The 15,971-nt window shown below is 61.2% G+C and carries 13 protein-coding genes; 10 read left to right on the plus strand and 3 right to left on the minus strand.

Translation table 11 applies throughout. The features are described 5' to 3' along the window. The first annotated feature begins 8 nt into the window (after positions 1-8). The 8 genes from ACUSIJ_RS05295 (at position 9) to ACUSIJ_RS05330 (ending at position 10,123) form a co-directional block, all read left to right on the plus strand. Complete coding sequence (locus ACUSIJ_RS05295) at positions 9-1,025, plus strand: ABC transporter permease (protein WP_449307335.1); 1,017 nt, start codon at positions 9-11, stop codon at positions 1,023-1,025. A gap of 7 nt (positions 1,026-1,032) precedes the next feature. Then, positions 1,033-2,118 (plus strand): phosphotriesterase family protein, encoded by a 1,086-nt coding sequence (locus ACUSIJ_RS05300; RefSeq protein ID WP_449307336.1) that lies wholly within the window; start codon positions 1,033-1,035, stop codon positions 2,116-2,118. 176 nt (positions 2,119-2,294) lie between these two features. Beyond that, positions 2,295-3,383 (plus strand): ABC transporter substrate-binding protein, encoded by a 1,089-nt coding sequence (locus tag ACUSIJ_RS05305; protein WP_449307337.1) that lies wholly within the window; start codon positions 2,295-2,297, stop codon positions 3,381-3,383. Positions 3,384-3,407: 24 nt separating this feature from the next. Then, positions 3,408-5,108 carry an ABC transporter permease gene (locus ACUSIJ_RS05310; protein WP_449307338.1) on the plus strand — a complete coding sequence of 567 codons (1,701 nt, stop codon included), beginning with the start codon at positions 3,408-3,410 and terminating at the stop codon, positions 5,106-5,108. A gap of 67 nt (positions 5,109-5,175) precedes the next feature. Beyond that, entirely contained in the window at positions 5,176-6,303 is a 1,128-nt protein-coding gene (locus ACUSIJ_RS05315; RefSeq protein ID WP_449307339.1) for an ABC transporter ATP-binding protein, read from the plus strand. Positions 6,304-6,421: 118 nt separating this feature from the next. Further along, on the plus strand, positions 6,422-7,897 hold the full coding sequence (locus ACUSIJ_RS05320; RefSeq protein ID WP_449307340.1) for an amidase: 1,476 nt from the start codon (positions 6,422-6,424) through the stop codon (positions 7,895-7,897). 172 nt (positions 7,898-8,069) lie between these two features. Further along, positions 8,070-9,158 carry a LacI family DNA-binding transcriptional regulator gene (locus tag ACUSIJ_RS05325; protein ID WP_449307341.1) on the plus strand — a complete coding sequence of 363 codons (1,089 nt, stop codon included), beginning with the start codon at positions 8,070-8,072 and terminating at the stop codon, positions 9,156-9,158. 47 nt (positions 9,159-9,205) lie between these two features. After that, complete coding sequence (locus ACUSIJ_RS05330; protein ID WP_449307342.1) at positions 9,206-10,123, plus strand: SMP-30/gluconolactonase/LRE family protein; 918 nt, start codon at positions 9,206-9,208, stop codon at positions 10,121-10,123. Between the two features lie 145 nt (positions 10,124-10,268). On the opposite strand, the gene ACUSIJ_RS05335 is transcribed toward ACUSIJ_RS05330, so the two are convergent. Beyond that, a complete protein-coding gene (locus ACUSIJ_RS05335; protein ID WP_449307343.1) occupies positions 10,269-10,877 on the minus strand; it encodes an SRPBCC family protein in 609 nt (202 codons plus the stop codon). A 183-nt stretch (positions 10,878-11,060) separates the two neighbouring features. Here ACUSIJ_RS05335 and ACUSIJ_RS05340 point away from each other — a divergent pair, with 183 nt between their 5' ends. Further along, positions 11,061-11,702 carry a TetR/AcrR family transcriptional regulator gene (locus tag ACUSIJ_RS05340; protein ID WP_449307344.1) on the plus strand — a complete coding sequence of 214 codons (642 nt, stop codon included), beginning with the start codon at positions 11,061-11,063 and terminating at the stop codon, positions 11,700-11,702. A 1-nt stretch (position 11,703) separates the two neighbouring features. Here ACUSIJ_RS05340 and ACUSIJ_RS05345 read toward each other — a convergent pair whose 3' ends face one another. Beyond that, positions 11,704-12,702: an ABC transporter substrate-binding protein gene (locus ACUSIJ_RS05345; protein WP_449307345.1), complete on the minus strand. Its 999-nt coding sequence runs from the start codon at positions 12,700-12,702 to the stop codon at positions 11,704-11,706. Between the two features lie 20 nt (positions 12,703-12,722). After that, positions 12,723-14,402 carry a thiamine pyrophosphate-binding protein gene (locus tag ACUSIJ_RS05350; RefSeq protein WP_449307346.1) on the minus strand — a complete coding sequence of 560 codons (1,680 nt, stop codon included), beginning with the start codon at positions 14,400-14,402 and terminating at the stop codon, positions 12,723-12,725. Positions 14,403-14,589: 187 nt separating this feature from the next. Here ACUSIJ_RS05350 and ACUSIJ_RS05355 point away from each other — a divergent pair, with 187 nt between their 5' ends. After that, entirely contained in the window at positions 14,590-15,963 is a 1,374-nt protein-coding gene (locus ACUSIJ_RS05355) for an aldehyde dehydrogenase family protein (protein ID WP_449307347.1), read from the plus strand. Positions 15,964-15,971: the final 8 nt, after the last annotated feature.

The raw sequence follows: 15,971 nt of genomic DNA on the forward strand, positions 1-15,971 counted from the left end.
GAATGTCGATGTCCACCACCATAGAGGGCAAGGCGCTCGGTCTTCGCTATGTCAAGCAGTCCTTCTGGAAGAACGCGATCACCAACTATCCCGGCGTCATCAGCATTGCCGTTTTCGTCATCGTCATTGCCGGGATTTTCTCTGTTGTGACGGATAACTTCCTGACGGTGCACAACCTCCTCAGCATCCTGAGACAGGCAGCGCCGCTGTGCATCGTGGCCGCGGCGATGACGTTCGTCATCACGACCGCGGGCATCGACCTGTCGGTGGGCTCCGTCGGCGCCGTGGCGGGCGTGCTTGCGGCGACGGCGATGTACAGCTGGGGCCTCCCGTCCGTCCCGGCCATCGCGCTCGCCATCGCAGTGGGCGCCTGCATCGGCCTGGTCCACGGCTATCTGGTGGCGTTTCAGGGAATTCCACCCTTCATCGTCACGCTCACCTCGCTCTTCATCTATCGGGGCGTGGCGTTGCTCATCACCGAGGGCTACTCGATTCCCATCCCCGCCGACAGCCTGCTCGCGTTCCTCGGGCGAGGATGGATCTTCGGCATTCCGACGCCCGTCGTCCTCGCCTGCGTCACGCTCGTGGTGGCCTATATCACGTTCAACCATACACGCTACGGCCGCTATGTGACGGGGGTCGGCTCGAATGCGGAGGGCGTCCGCCGGTCGGGCGTGAGCATCCGGAAGATCCGGACGCTGGTTTACGTCTGGAGCGGCGCCGCGGCGGCCGTGGCCGGTCTCATCTTCACCGCGCGGCTCGGCAGCGGATCCGCAAACCAGGGCGTGATGTTCGAGCTCGATGTGATCGCCGCGGTCGTTCTCGGCAGCACCAGTCTTTTCGGAGGGCGGGGGTCCATAATCGGCACGATCTTCGGAGCGCTCGCGATCTCGATGATCTTGAACGGCCTGATCCTGGCGCACGTGTCGCCCTATTACACCCAGATCGCCACGGGCCTGATCATCGTCCTGGCCATCTGGTTCAATACATGGCTGCTCGGCCGCCCCGTTCGACGTCCGAGTTGAGACCGACATGCCGCTCGCCTCCATTTTCCGTCATCCGGACCCGCTGCCCGTCGGCGTGGACAGCGGGTTCGCGATGACGGTTCTCGGACCAGTGCCGGTCTCGCAGCTCGGGGTCACGCTGACGCACGAGCACATCCTGCTGGATGCTTCGAAAAAGTGGCAACCGCCCTGCGACTGCTCGCAACTTCACTTCGCGTTGCAGCCCGTCACCCAGGACATTCTCGGCCAGCTTCGCCTCAATCCGGTCGGCAACCGCGACAACTGCATGCTGCTCGACGTGGACCTTGCCGCCGAGGAGCTCATGAAGTTCCGGGAACTCGGCGGCGACACGGTGGTGGATGCAACGAACGTCGGGGTCGGCCGCGATCCGGCCGCCCTGCAGCGGATCGCCCGCCGCACGGGGCTCAACATCATCATGGGTTCCGGCTTCTACCTCGAAGCGTCGCATCCCGCCTACGTGCGCGACGCCACGGTCGACAGCCTGGCTGAAAAGATCATGTACGACGTCGGCGGGCTGTCGGAGCGGCCGCGCGTCCTCGCGGGGATCATCGGCGAAATGGGCGTGTCGCCCGAGTTCACGCCGGACGAGGAAAAATGCCTGCGCGCGGCGGCGCGGGCGGCCGGGCGCACGCGGGTGCCCTTGTCGATCCACCTGCCGGGGTGGCTCCGCTTCGGCGAGCGGGTTCTGGATATCGTGGAGGAGGAGGGCGCCGATCCGCGCCATACGATCCTCTGCCACATGAATCCGAGCTGGGACGATGTCGGATATCAGCATCGTCTGGCGGCGCGGGGAGCCTACCTCGGCTACGACATGATCGGGATCGATTTCTTCTTCGCCGAGAAGAACGCGCAGGCACCGTCGGATGAGCAGAATGCGATCGCAGTGCGACGGCTGATCGATGCCGGGTATCTGTCGCGGATCCTGCTGTCACACGACGTCTTCCTCAAGATGATGCTCGTGAGATACGGAGGGTTCGGATACGGCCATATCCTGAGGAGTTTCGTTCCACGGTTGAGGTTGCACGGCGTCACCGATAAGCAACTCGAGACCATCCTCATTGACAACCCCCGCATGGTCTTCGCGCAGCAATGAGAAAGGAGGCAGGCGCGCAGCCGGGCGTTCGGTCCGGAAACCGATGGGCAATATCCCGCGCCGAAGGGTTCGGGCCTGTATGGCGATAGGATAACCAGAAGAGCTGTTCGATAGCATCCGGCAAGAAATGGTGACGCTGCAAGAGCGTAATACTGCATAACAGAGAGGGACTCGGAATGAAAAAATCACATGTTACGGGAATTCTGGCATGCGCTGCATCCATGCTGATGGCCGGCGCGGGCGGCGCGGCCTATGCACAGGGAGCTGGTGCCTGCGATACGCCGACCGAGGTGCAGGGCTTCCTGACCTGCGCCGATGTCGAAGCCGCCAAGAAGGAAGGCACGGTGGTGCTCTATGCACCGGCCGGACAGGCCCAGCAGCTCGCCGTCCTCAACGAGTTCAACAAGCTGTTTCCCGAGATCCGGGTTCAGTCCGTGTGGGCGCAGACGGGTGCGCTCTTCGCAAAGGTCGAGCAGGAGGTGAAGACGAACAATACCCTCGTCGATACGCTCGTTCTCTCGGACCCGACGCTTCTGAACGATTTCCAGAAGAGCGAAATTCTCGCTCACTACGTCTCGCCGGCACTGGCCGACTACACGGACGTGAACGTGAAGAGCAAACCCGATGGTTACTGGACCTCGTGGGGCCTCGTGGCCACGACCATCGTCTATAACACCGAGACGATCGGCGAGAACCCGCCTGTCGGATGGAAGGACCTTGTCGGAGACGCGCGCTTCAAGGGCCGCAAGGCAAGCCTGAAGAACACGACCTCCGGCCTGCAATTCGCCCAGTGGGCGACCCTGGCGGACATCTACGGCCGGGAATACTGGACGGAAGGGATCGCCGAACTGCAGCCGATCGCATTCGATTCCTTCACGCAGCAGTTCGACCGGCTGGTAGGGGGGGCCGACACGGTCGCCATCAACGGCCAGATCTCGGGCGCGATGCAGTATATCGAGAAGGGCGCTCCGCTGAAAATCCTCTATCCGGACGACGGCGTTCCTGCGACGCTTGAAGGCGTCGGTGTCGTGGCGAGCGCACCGCATCCGCAGGCCGCCCGCCTGCTCGTCGACTTCCTACTGTCCAAGGCGGGTCAGGAGGTCATCGTGCGCGAGATGCACTACTTCTCCCCGCGAACGGATGTCGCGGCTCCGCCGAATTCCGGAGCGCCGGAAAGCGTGAAGTTCCTTGTGCCGGATTGGGACACGATGGGGGAGAGGCGCCGGACGTTCGAGAGCGATTGGCAGAAGGTTCTTGGCCAGTAGGCGGCCCCTGGCGAGGAGTTTTCGATGGCCTCGGCCCTTTTCAACCGTCTGAAGGGCGAATTGTCGGTGCAGCAACTGATAGCCTACGCCGCCCTGCTGGTCGTGGTGCTGCTGGTTGCTTATCCAATGGTCTACCTCGTCGAGGTGGCCCTGCGGGTCAGCGCGCCGAACGAGCCTGCACGCTACGGGTTCGACAACTTCTCGCTGATCTTCTCGTCGCGGAATGTCGACACGATCTTCAACACGATCGCGCTCGCCGTCATCTCCACGGCGATTGCCATTCCATGCGGCTTCCTCGCCGCATGGATCGTCTACCGGACGGATATTCCCGGCAAACGCTTTTTCGAGCGGCTTCTGGTCATGCCTTACTATGTCACCCCGCTGGTGCCCGCGCTTGCGTGGCTCGCGCTCGCGGCGCCGCAATCGGGGCTGATCAACCAGATCGCGATGCGGCTCGGCTTCGACGGCCCGCTCGTCAACATTTCCAGCCTCACGGGGATAGCCGTCGTGATGGCCTTCACCGGCGGCGCCGTCGCCTTTGCGATCATGGGCGCTGCGATGCAGCTCCTCAATCCCTCCCTGGAAGAATGCTCCCAGGTCTTCGGTGCGTCGAAGCGCCAGACCTTGTGGCGGGTAACCATCCCGCTCATGCGCCCGGCTATCCTCAGCGCAACGATCTTCGTGCTCGCCGAAGGGCTCGGCGCCTTCGCGGAGCCGCTCATCCTGGGCGCGACCGACAACATCCAGACCATCAGCACCCGAATCTACCTGCTCGCCGGTTCCTATCCGCCCGCATACGGCGAGGCGGCGGCGCTCGGCATATCTTTGCTTCTGATCGTCGTGCCGCTCATGTTCGTCTACTTCCGGCTGCTCAGCAACAGGGACTTCGCGACGGTCACCGGCAAGGCCTATCGCATGTCGGCGATCGAGACGGGCCGGTCCCGGTCCGGCCTGTTCATGCTCGTGCTGCTTTACGGGTTCGTCGCCGTCGTTCTGCCGGTGCTGATGCTGGTCGTGAACTCCTTCCAGCGGCTGTCGACGATCTACTTTTCGACCTCAGTCTGGACGCTGAACAACTATATCCAGGTGTTCAACTCGGCCGATCATTGGGACAGCATGGTCAATAGCCTCATTCTCGGCGTGTCGACGGCGACCACCGGCATCATGCTGATGGGGTTCGTGGTCTGGGTGATCTATCGGTCGCCCTTGCCGCCGCGGGTGGGGCGCTTCGTCGAATACATGGTCATGGTTCCGGTCGCGATTCCGCGCCTCGTGTTCGCGTTCGGCCTGCTCTGGGCGTGGCTGCAGTTCCCCGGCAAGATGTACGGCACCCTGTGGCTGCTGTGGCTTGCATACTTGACGGTGTTCCTGCCGCTCGGCGTGCGGACCATCGCAAGCGTGGTCCTCCAGCTCGACAAGAGCCTGGAGGAGGCGGCCAAGGTGACGGGCGCCTCGCGCTTCTATCACCTGCGGACGATTACCGTTCCGCTGCTCAAGCCGGGCCTGATTGCCGCGTGGGTCCTGCTTTTCATCGTCAGCGTGCGCGAACTCGGCTCATCCATTCTGCTGGTGGGGCCGAATTCGAAGGTCATCTCGCCATCGATTGTCGAGGCCTATCAGGTCATCGGACGGGAGCAGGCGGCGACGCTCGCGGTGATCCAGCTCGTCATTCTGCTGCTCGCCCTGGTGGTGATGCTCCGCTTCACCCGGCGCGAGACTTTCTAGCAATGAAGCCAATCGGAAGGTCGCGCGATGGATGGCGCCGGCTGGAATCTTGATGGGGAACGCAATCATGGCGACAGCCAAGACTGCTGCGAAGGCAGGAAATGATCACATCGTCGAAGTCACCGATCTCGTCGTGCGATACGGCGCCTATACGGCTGTGAAGGGAGTGAGCTTCAAGATAAGGCGTGGTGAATTCCTGACGCTGCTGGGGCCTTCCGGCTGCGGCAAGACGACGATCCTGCGCTCGATTGCCGGCCTGGAACGGCCGAGTTCCGGCGAGATCAAGGTCGACGGCACCGTCGTCTACTCGTCGGCACGGGGAATCGACGTTCCGGCCGAGAAGCGCAACATGTCGATGGTCTTCCAGTCCTACGCGATCTGGCCTCATCTGACCGCGTTCGAGAACGCGGTTTACGGTCTTCGCGTGCGCAAGCGGCCCAATGACGAGGTCCGGCGGCAGGGCGATTGGGCGCTCGATCTCGTGCGCATGAAGCAATACGGCGAACGGCGCGCCTCGGCGCTGTCCGGCGGCCAGCAGCAGCGCATCGCCCTGGCGCGGGCAGTGGCCTTCTCGCCGAACGTCATCCTCTTCGACGAGCCGCTCTCCAATCTCGACGCCAATCTCCGCGTTCAGATGCGCAACGAGATCAAGGAGTTGCAGGGCAAGCTGCACGTCACGTCGATCTATGTCACGCATGACCAGGAGGAGGCCCTGACGATGTCGGACCGGATCATCGTCATGTCGCAGGGCGAGATCCAGCAGGAATCGACTCCCGAGGAGCTCTACAACTTCCCGAACAACAGCTTCGTCGCCGATTTCATCGGCTCCGCCAATCTGGTCGAGGGGCGGGTCGACGAGGCGACCCGATCGGGCCGGGAGGTCGATTTCGTCACCGCCCGGGAAACGCGCATCCGCGCCCTGGACAATCGCCCCGCGGGCTCGGCCGGCGAGCCCCTGCTCGCGCTCAGGTCCGTCTATCTCCAGCTGACGGCGGGGCACGGCGCCACGACGGGCGTGAATAGCTGGCCTTGCGAGATTGCGGCAGCGACTTTCAGCGGCGACTTCATCGAGTATGTCGTCAATGCCCCGTGGGGGCCTGCCGTCGTCCGGCGTCCGCCGACCGATCGATATGCCGTTTCCTCTCCGGTCACGATGAGCATCAATCCCGCGCATTGCGTGATCATTGTCCGCTAGAGCATGTCACCGTTTCACAGAAACGATGACATGCTCCAAGTTTTTGATTTTGAGCGAATTCTTATCGATCAGACGATTCTGTCTGACCGGAACACGCTCTAGCAACGAGGGTCGTTCGATGAGCAAGCATGAAGAGATCGCCTACCTCAGCATTGCCGACCTCCACCGGCACTATCTCGCCGGGGAGCTGTCGCCTGTCGATGTCGTGGATGCCAGCCTCGCCATGATCGGGGCGCGCGACAAGGCGATCAACGCGTTCGTGACCGTCACGGCGGAGCTGGCCTTTGAGACGGCGCGCCGTCAGGAAGCGGAACTCCGGCAACGCCCCGCCGAATTGCCGAGGCTCTTCGGTGTGCCGATCGGGCTGAAGGACCTGTCGGATTCCATTGCCGGGGTGCGCAACACCTACGGCTGCCGCGCCTTCGCCGATCTCGTCGCGCCGCGCACGGCAGACCACGTGCAGCGGCTCCTCGATGCGGGCGCGATTCCTATCGGGAAGACCAATACGTCCGAATTCGGCCACAAGAACACCACCGACAACTATGTCGTGGGACCGACCAGCACGCCGTTCTCCATCGGCCATAACGCCGGCGGCTCCTCGGGCGGCAGTGCCGCGGCGGCAGCGGCGGGCATGGTTTCCATCGGTCTCGGGTCGGACGGGGGAGGATCGATCCGCGTTCCGGCCGCCGCCTGCGGCGTCTACGGTTTCAAACCCACGTTCGGACAGATTCCATGGACGAACAGACCCAATGCCTTCGGCACCCTGACGCCATTCACCCACAAGGGGCCGATCGCGCGCAGCGTCGCCGATGCCATCGTGATGGTGGATGTCATGGGACAGCCCCTCCCGACGGATCCGTTCGGCCCCTCGGCGCCGAAGGAAAGCTTCGCGAGGGCGCTTCAGGGCACCCTCAAGGGATTGCGGGTCGCCTTCGCGCCGAGGCTCTGCGAGCTCACGCCCAGCCCGGACGTCGATGCGCGGGTTCGCGCCGCTGCCGCGGCCTTCGCGGCCGCAGGGGCGGAGGTGGAGGACATCGGCGCGGCCATTCCCTACCACTATACCGATATCGAGCGGATCTGGGGTGGCCTGTACGATGTCTTTGCGGCGGATACCGCCAAGGGTCTCCGCGGCCTCGGGTTCGATATCGATTCCCCGCAGCGGGAGTTGCTCAGTCCCAGCTTCCTCACGCTGATCGATCGTGGCTTCAGCATGTCGGCAATGACCTTCCAGGGCTATAACCACGAGCGGACCGGCGTCATGGATGCCGTGAACGGCCTGTTCGACAAGTACGACCTGCTTCTGACGCCCACCAATCTCGTCGCAGCGATTCCGAACGCCGGGGCGTTCGGCGAGTCGTTCGGCCCCTCGAAGATCGGTGATCAGCCCGTCAACCCCACGATCGGCTGGAGCCTCACCTATCTCTTCAATCTCACCGGCAACCCGATCGCCTCGGTGCCTGTGGGCCTGACGCCCGACGGCCTGCCGGTCGGCATGCAGATCGTCGGTCCGCGGCACGGGGATTTCGCGGTTCTGAGCGCGAGCGCGGCGTTCGAGAACGCGGTGCCGTGGCTGGATTCCTACCGCAAGCTCTGACCGGTCGGACGCCGCTGCAAACCGGGGAGGGAGAAGGCATAATGTCGGGATAGAGGAAAAGGTGGTTTACCCGGACGGCGCCCCATGGTTATGGAACCGGGGATACGTCAGCAGGGTCGAACGCTTTTAGGGACAGACGCTCTCAAGGATAGACGCTCTTAAGGACAGACACATGGCGAAATCGGATTCCGGCAGGCCGCTGAGACGCCCGGACGGCACGGTTGGACTGGAGGACGTCGCCCGGCTGGCCGAAGTCTCCATCGCCAGTGTTTCCCGGGTTCTCAATGGAACGGCGAAGGTCAGCGACGATATCCGGCAGCGGGTCGAGCGCGCCTGTTCCGACCTCGGCTACGTGCCCAACGGCGCCGCCCGCGCCCTCTCTTCACGCCGCACGCGCGCGATCGGCGCCGTCGTCCCGGCCATCGAGAACAGTGGCTTTGCAGTGGCCATTGCCGCTCTCCAGAAGCGCATCGAGCAGGCCGGCTATACCCTGCTCCTGGCGAGCAGCGGCTACGATCCGGCGGTCGAACTGCGGGAGGTGACGGCGCTGCTGACGCATGGCGTCGATGGACTGGTTCTGGTGGGCGACCATCACGATCCCCATCTCATGCCCATGCTCGAGCGGACGGGCACCATCTTCGTCGAAACATGGACGCTGACCGCGGACAAGCCCTGTGTCGGTTTCGACAACGAGAAGGCCGCGGGACAGATCATCGAATATCTGGTCGGCCTCGGCCACACCGACATCAGCACCATCATGGGCCGAACGCAATTGAACGATCGCGCGGCCGCCCGCGTGGCGGGGATAAAGGCAAGCCTCAAGCGGCACGGCCTCAAGCTCCGTTCCCAGCTCGTCGTCGAACACCCGTACCGCATTCTCGACGGCAGGCTCGCCATGCGCGCGCTCCTCGCCTCCGACGATCGGCCGACGGCCGTCGTCTGCGGTAACGATCAACTCGCGTTCGGCGGCCTTATTGAAGCGACCTCCCTCGGCGTCAATATTCCCGGCGAGATTTCGATCACCGGCTTCAACGACCTCGATTATGCCGCCCATCTCGTCCCGCCGCTGACGACGCTGCGCATTCCGGCCGAGCAGATCGGGGCGATGGCGGGCGATTATATCGTGCGCCGCCTGCAGGGCGAGCCGATCATCGCCATGGCCGAGGTCGAGGTCAGCCTCATCGTCCGCGGCAGCACTGCCCCGCCTCAGCACAAGGCGCTCCTGCGCGCCACGGGCAGCGGCACGAACCTCGTCGGATAGGTCGCCTTCGCAAGATTGCCCCCAGGGCGCAGCACTGAGGAGTTCCGATGTTCGCTCCACCCCCGACCGTCGTCGCCGAGCCTTTCGCGCGCCTTCCCGACCGCTTGCGTCTGGCGGGCCGGCCTTCCGCCTGGCTCGACCTGCACCTGCGCGGCGCGAAGCGCCATTCGCTTCTGGAAGGCCCGTCGTTCGACGCCGCCGGCCGGCTGTATCTCGTGGACGTTCCCTTCGGCCGTGTGTTTCGGGTATCGCCGGAGGGGGAGTTCACGGTCATCACGGAATATGATGGCCAGCCCAACGGCCTGAAGATCCATCGGGACGGCCGGATCTTCCTGGCCGATCACAAGCGCGGGCTGATGTTGCTCGATCCCGGCACGGGACATGTCACGCCGCTCGTCGAGGAAGCTCCCGACGGGCCGTTCAAGGGCCTGAACGACCTGTTCTTCGCCTCGAACGGCGATCTTTACTTTACCGATCAAGGCCAAACCGGCCAGCAGGATCCTTCCGGCCGGGTCTTTTGCCTTGAGGCCTCGGGGGCGCTGAAGCTCGTCATGGACCGGATCCCCAGCCCCAATGGTCTTGTCATGAACCGGGAGGAATCCTGCCTTTATATCGCGGTGACCCGCGACAACGCCATCTGGCGGCTGCCACGTCTCCTGGACGGCTCCGTGTCGAAAGTCGGCCCCTTTATCCGCATGAGCGGCGGCGTCGGTCCGGACGGCATCGCCCTCGATTCGGCCGATGGCCTCGCCGTGGCCCACATCGGCCTCGGCGCGGTCTGGGTGTTCAACGCGGTCGGCGAGCCGGTGCTGCGGATCAACATGCCCGAGGGGCGCTCGCCGACCAATGTCGCTTATGGCGGCCCCGACGGCCGCAGTCTTTACATGACCGAGGCCGAGAGCGGCTGCGTGATGATGGCGCGGGTGGATACGCCCGGCCAACCGATGTTCGGCGGCCGGACTTGACGGGATCATGGGTGTCTCGGCGTGGAGAATTGCGTCAGAGCCGCAGTTCAACGCCGATTGACAGTCGACCTCGCGCTCGATCTCGAACGGCACGCCGATGCAGGTCGTCACCTCGAACGCAGGGGCCGAGAATTCGCCATACCCTTCAGTGACGGGGCTGCGGCCAGATTCTCTTCATCCGTTCCCAGATGACCTTAAGTATCAGGGAAAAACCGGAAATCGGCTTGGCTACGGGAGTTTCACGGACCGGTGTCGCCGGCGACTGTGCCACCTGCTCTGCTCCCGCCGGATCTGCATCAGTCTGCGCAAGAGATTTCTTCAACGCACCCGCGAACTCGTTGATTAGCTGCGTCGCAACACCCTGGATAACGCCGGAAGCTCGGCCATATTGAGCAACGGCTCCGGTCAGCGTGAGGTCTGTAATGACGCTAACGGTGGTTCCCGCGCCGCTGGGTTGAAGCGAGAAATGCACCTGTCCGCTTGCATTGCCACGACCCTTCGTGTCCGCGCCCTGCGCCGTGACGACCGCCTCCCGGTTATCTTCATCAATGCGCTCGAAGCGTGCCGTCCCGGCAAATGCGAGAGCCACCGGCCCGAGCTTGACGGAGACTTTGCCTTTGTAGGCCTTCTCGCCAACCTGCTCGGTTAATTCCGCACCAGGCATGCACGGTACGATGCGGGGGATGTCCATCAGCAGATCCCACGTCTCCGGTGGCGCAAGCGGAACGTTGAAGCTATTCTTGATCTGCATCATTGACCTCATTGATGGAGTTTGAGATTTTTATCAATAGGTTTCTTCCCTGGGAGGTGTCCGAGACACCATCCATGCTGGAGTTGTTCCAATCTGCTCTGCGACACTGCCGATTTTCAACAGAATACCGATTCAATGAATCAAAAACGTCTTTTCCTCCAAAAACGAACCGGTTAGTTGTACCCTATGAGCGATAGGAAAACGAAGCCGACACGGGCTCGGCAAAACGGCGGCTCGCGCGATAAGATTTTGAGTGCGGCCCTGCAGGAATTCGCGATGAAGGGCATCGACGGTGCTCGAGTCGACGAAATTGCACTGGCGTCTGGCGTCAATAAGAACATGATTTATCACTACTTTGGCAGCAAGGAGAACCTGTTTGTCGAAGTGTTGGAGAGCGTCTACGAGACGGTTCGTTCGAGGCAGGACGACCTGTCATTGAAAGAGCTCGACCCTGTATCGGCCATGCGGGCCCTCATTGAACATACGGCGGACATCTGGATCGAAGTTCCGGAACTGAATCGTCTCCTCGCCAGCGAGAACCTCCACAAGGCGGCACATGTCAAAAAATCTACAAAGATTCAAAACATGTATCATCCGCTTGTCGCAAGCCTGAGCGACATACTTGGCCGCGGTGAAAGAGAAGGCGTCTTCCGGTCCGGCATTGATCCCATTGATCTGTATATATCGATTACCTCCCTGTCCGCATACTATGTTGCCCATCGCTATACGTTTGAGGCCATATTCAAGCGAAAGCTAATGACGAAGGCAAGGACGAATGCAAAGAAGAAGACCATTTGTGACATGATCCTCCGCTATCTCCGCCCATAAATCAGATCTTCGATAGATGGTGCGTCGACTTCGCAAAAAGCTCGTCGATGGTGACAAGCCGTTTCGACAGGCCCTGACGATAGTGATACCCAAGAAATTTTTCTATTACTTTACGATTTTCATCATTTATTCCATATGACCAAAAGTCCTTACCCATGAGATTTACGGTTTCCTGGAATTCGGAGACGGACCATGGCAGTGTCGTGAACAAATGGCCGATTTGGCTGAGTTCGTACATTGCATGATCTTTCGCGTCCATGAATGCCTTCATCAGGTTCACGGCTACCCATGGATGTTGATCATAGATCGATCGCCGGACGCCGATCAGATGCATGATCGGGAAAATCCCGGTACGCCGGAAGTAGTCCTTCTCCGTCGTCTTGAAATCGGGAAAAAGCCGATCGACATTCTGGGCTCCGCGCAGAAAGCAGGAGGGAGCACGGGCGCTGATCAGGGCATCGATCTCCCCATTTTCGAGCATATCCGACAGGGTTCGATCGCGGGGAATCGGTTTCAGGTCGATGGACGACGGAAGATCGATCGGCGACCGCTCCTCTCGGCCGGCATCCTCGAGTCCGCCTTGCTGCCAGGCGATGCTTTGCAGGTCGACGCCGAATTCCTCTTCCAGAATTCCGCGGATCCAGACAACGGCTGTGATCTGATATTCCGGAAGCCCGATTCGCATATTCGATAGCTTTGACGGATGGTCGATGCCCCGATCTGTCCGTATGTACACACCCGAATGGCGGAAAAGGCGCGATACGAACGCAGGAATCCCGACATAAGGCGCGTCACCGCGCGAGGTCAGCATTGTGAAACTGCTCAGCGATAGCTCGGTTATGTCAAATTCCTGATACTGGAACGCGCGATGGAATGCCTCCTCGGGTTCGAGAGGGGTCGTGACCAGATCGATGCCATCGGCTTTGGTGCGGCCATCGAACAGTGAACGGCATCGATCATAATCACAACATGCCAAACTAAGCGTAAGACGATTGCTCACGAATCTACCTCCGGTAAATATTACGCCGCGGTCATGGACACTTCGATCAAGGCTGGCCGTCCCTTTCGGGCATAGCGTGCGCCTTCGAGCATGGCCCGCTCTATCTCCTGGCCACTCACACACCTCGTATATCGCAGCCCCAGTGCGGCGGCGAGTTCGGCGATGCCTATACGTGGATGATCGATACGCTGCCCCACCCACTTTCTCTCGATGGGGCGGCCGCGGTCCTTCGCGATACGCTCCTGATGAACGACATCATTGCCGTAAACGCCATTCGCTGCGACCACGATGAGGAGCGGCAAATTCTCGGCCGCCGCAGTCCACAGCGATGTGTTACCCATCAGAAAGTCGCCATCTCCCAGCACGGCGACCGTCAACCGCCCACTCTCTTTCAGGGCGTATGCGACACCGACCGCAATGCCGGGGCCGGACGCGAGGCCCTCGCCGCCGTCGCGTCCAACATAGTCAAGCGGCTCTTCAAAGCTTGTTAGCGCGGGCGGCCAACCCAACGGATAGCGGGTTATCGATACCGGCATCTCCTCTCGAATTGCGGCGATGCCTGATGCGATATTTGCATAGGCAGGATCCGAGAGCGACGCGGCTTCCGCGTGTGCGGGGGCCTGGACCGGGCCCGCCGCCTTCCACCACAACTCAAGCGCCATATCGGCCCCATTCCGCGGCAAGGCGTCTAGAAGGGCGCCGACCAGTGCGTCGGTGGTGACGAGAAAGAGCTCATCTACGGCTGGTGGCCTGAACGTGGTTTTAACCCACCCCCTGGCCGCGAGCGGATCCAGAGACGCCGCGGCGACAAAAGGCCGACTATCCAGTCTGCGCAAGGTATTGTCGAGATCAATCCAGTCGAGAGCAATGATCGCATCTGCTTTGTTGAGCGTCGCGACTTGTTCCTGATCAAGGGAGAAACCCGGGGCCCCGACGTGGTTGGGGTGGGAGAGGGGGAAGCCGGCGGATGTTTTGATGTCTGTGATGACTGCAGCGTTCAGTGTCTCAGCGAGACGAATACGAGCTCTCCAAGCCTCGGTGTCAACGGCCGTGCGTCCGACAAGCATGGCAATCCGGCGGCATTCCGCAAGTCGCGTGACGACGCGCTGCACCGCCTCCGGGGCCGGAATCACAGTGTTGCCCGCTTTCAGTGCAGGAACTTTATACGAAGGGGAGGGAAGCAGAGCTTCCTGAACGCCGACATCAAGACAGACAAAGGTCGGCCCCGTCGGGGCGACGGAAGAGAGCATGACTGCTTCGGCCAATGCATCCACCGACGCCGGCGCCGATGCCGGCGCATCATCCCATTTGGTGAAATTGCGCACGAGGGCGCCGTGGTCCTGAGACGTGTGTATCCACTCGATCCAGGGCCGCCGATGATCAGCGTCGAGCGGTCCAGATGCGTTCAGGACAACCACAGGAGCCCTATCGACCCATGCATTGTAGATTGCCATGGTCGCATGCATCAGGCCGACATTGCTGTGAACAATCGCCAGGCTCGGCTTTCCCGTAACCTTTGACCAGCCGTGCGCAAGAGCGATTGCATGCTCCTCGTGCAAGCAAACGACAAAGGGAATCGCCTGATCTGAGTCGTTGACGAGACTGTCGTGCAGACCGCGAAAGCTTGCGCCCGGATTTATTGCCGCGAAAGAGAAGCCAAGATCAACTATCGCCTTTGCAATGAGATCGCTTCCCCACATTGTCCCCTCACGGCTTGCAAAATGTCCGTTTCTATGAGACTAACTCTTTAGTCAATTTATCCGCCTTTGGCAAGCAAATTCTGAGGACGATATGAACGAATTATTTGATATTGCAGGCCTCCCGGTCCGACTGCCCAGAAACCGTGGCTGTTATTTTGGCGGCCACTGGCACTCAGGAAGCAGAGTGATGAAAGTCACGGCACCCGCGAGTGGAGTGTCGCTTGGAGAGGCGACGGACGCGGACGGACAGCTTGTCGACAAAGCTGTCGCTGCTGCCAAGCTGGCTTTTCAGACGTGGCGAAATACCCCGCCCTCGCGGCGTGCGGAGTGTCTCAAGGCTTTCTCGCAGCTCGTACGGGAGAACGCGCAAGAGCTTGCAATGATCGATGCCATCGATTGCGGGAGCCCCATTTCGGAGATGCTGCGCGATGCCGAGATGGGTGCGCGGGGCATCGACTTCTACGCGGGTCTGGTCACCGAAATTAAAGGCGAGACAATTCCACTAGGACCCAATTTCATCAACTATACTGTTCGCGATCCACTTGGCGTTGTCGCCCGAATTATCGCCTATAATCATCCTTTGATGTTTGCGACGATGCGTTGCGCTGCCCCGCTGGCGGCAGGTAATACGCTGATTGTAAAGCCGGCGGCTCAGACACCGCTCTCGGCCTTGCGCTTGGCTGAGCTCGTTGATGACGCGGGGATATTCCCGGCAGGTGTCTTCAATGTCATTACCGGGGCGCGGGAGAGCGGGGCCGCGCTCGCATCACATCGGGACGTCGCACGCGTCGCCGTTATTGGTAGCATTCCGACCGGAAAGGCCGTTCTTCACGCCGCTGTCGATACAATGAAGTCCGTTGGTTTGGAACTGGGTGGCAAGAACGCTCTGCTGGCTTTCCCGGATGCCGATCCCTCCGATATCGCAGCAGGCGCTATCCAAGGCATGAATCTCACTTGGGCAGGACAATCGTGCGGATCGACCAGTCGCATTTTCTTGCATGAAAGTCATTACGAAAAAGTACTGGAAGCAATGGTCGAATATGCGGGCCGTTATGTGCCGGGAGATCCGACGGACCTCAAAACGACGATGGGTGCTCTTATTGACGATGCGTCCGTGGAAAAGGTGGAGCGCTATGTTGCCTGGGCGCTTGAAGACGGCGCCCAGCTCGTTATTGGGGGGCGCCGAGCGTGCAGCAATGGCAACTTTTATGAGCCAACGATTTTCCGTGACGTCGACATGACTATGCGCATCGCACGCGAGGAGATATTCGGTCCGGTAATCAGCGTATTACGCTGGAAGGATGAGGCGGACCTCGTTCGCATGGTCAATGACGTCGAGTACGGATTGACCGCCGCAATTTTCACGCATGATCTGACGACCGCTCATCGGATAGCGAGCCAACTGGAGGCGGGCTACATTTGGGTAAATCATGCAGGCCCGCATTTCATCGGCGTTCCGTTCGGCGGATATAAATTGTCCGGCATCGGCCGTGAAGAGGGCATTGAGGAGCTATTGGCCTGCACGCAGGTTAAGAACATAAACATTAAGCTGGGCAGCTAACCGTCATG

The organism is Pseudochelatococcus sp. B33, from assembly GCF_053570585.1.

Excerpts from the sequence above, each read along its gene's own strand:
- ACUSIJ_RS05295 (WP_449307335.1), top strand. The coding sequence starts at position 9 with ATGTCCACCACCATAGAGGGCAAGGCGCTCGGTCTTCGCTATGTCAAG.
- ACUSIJ_RS05300 (WP_449307336.1), top strand. The coding sequence starts at position 1,033 with ATGCCGCTCGCCTCCATTTTCCGTCATCCGGACCCGCTGCCCGTCGGC.
- ACUSIJ_RS05305 (WP_449307337.1), top strand. The coding sequence starts at position 2,295 with ATGAAAAAATCACATGTTACGGGAATTCTGGCATGCGCTGCATCCATG.
- ACUSIJ_RS05310 (WP_449307338.1), top strand. The coding sequence starts at position 3,408 with ATGGCCTCGGCCCTTTTCAACCGTCTGAAGGGCGAATTGTCGGTGCAG.
- ACUSIJ_RS05315 (WP_449307339.1), top strand. The coding sequence starts at position 5,176 with ATGGCGACAGCCAAGACTGCTGCGAAGGCAGGAAATGATCACATCGTC.
- ACUSIJ_RS05320 (WP_449307340.1), top strand. The coding sequence starts at position 6,422 with ATGAGCAAGCATGAAGAGATCGCCTACCTCAGCATTGCCGACCTCCAC.
- ACUSIJ_RS05325 (WP_449307341.1), top strand. The coding sequence starts at position 8,070 with ATGGCGAAATCGGATTCCGGCAGGCCGCTGAGACGCCCGGACGGCACG.
- ACUSIJ_RS05330 (WP_449307342.1), top strand. The coding sequence starts at position 9,206 with ATGTTCGCTCCACCCCCGACCGTCGTCGCCGAGCCTTTCGCGCGCCTT.
- ACUSIJ_RS05335 (WP_449307343.1), bottom strand. The coding sequence starts at position 10,877 with ATGATGCAGATCAAGAATAGCTTCAACGTTCCGCTTGCGCCACCGGAG.
- ACUSIJ_RS05340 (WP_449307344.1), top strand. The coding sequence starts at position 11,061 with ATGAGCGATAGGAAAACGAAGCCGACACGGGCTCGGCAAAACGGCGGC.
- ACUSIJ_RS05350 (WP_449307346.1), bottom strand. The coding sequence starts at position 14,402 with ATGTGGGGAAGCGATCTCATTGCAAAGGCGATAGTTGATCTTGGCTTC.
- ACUSIJ_RS05355 (WP_449307347.1), top strand. The coding sequence starts at position 14,590 with ATGAAAGTCACGGCACCCGCGAGTGGAGTGTCGCTTGGAGAGGCGACG.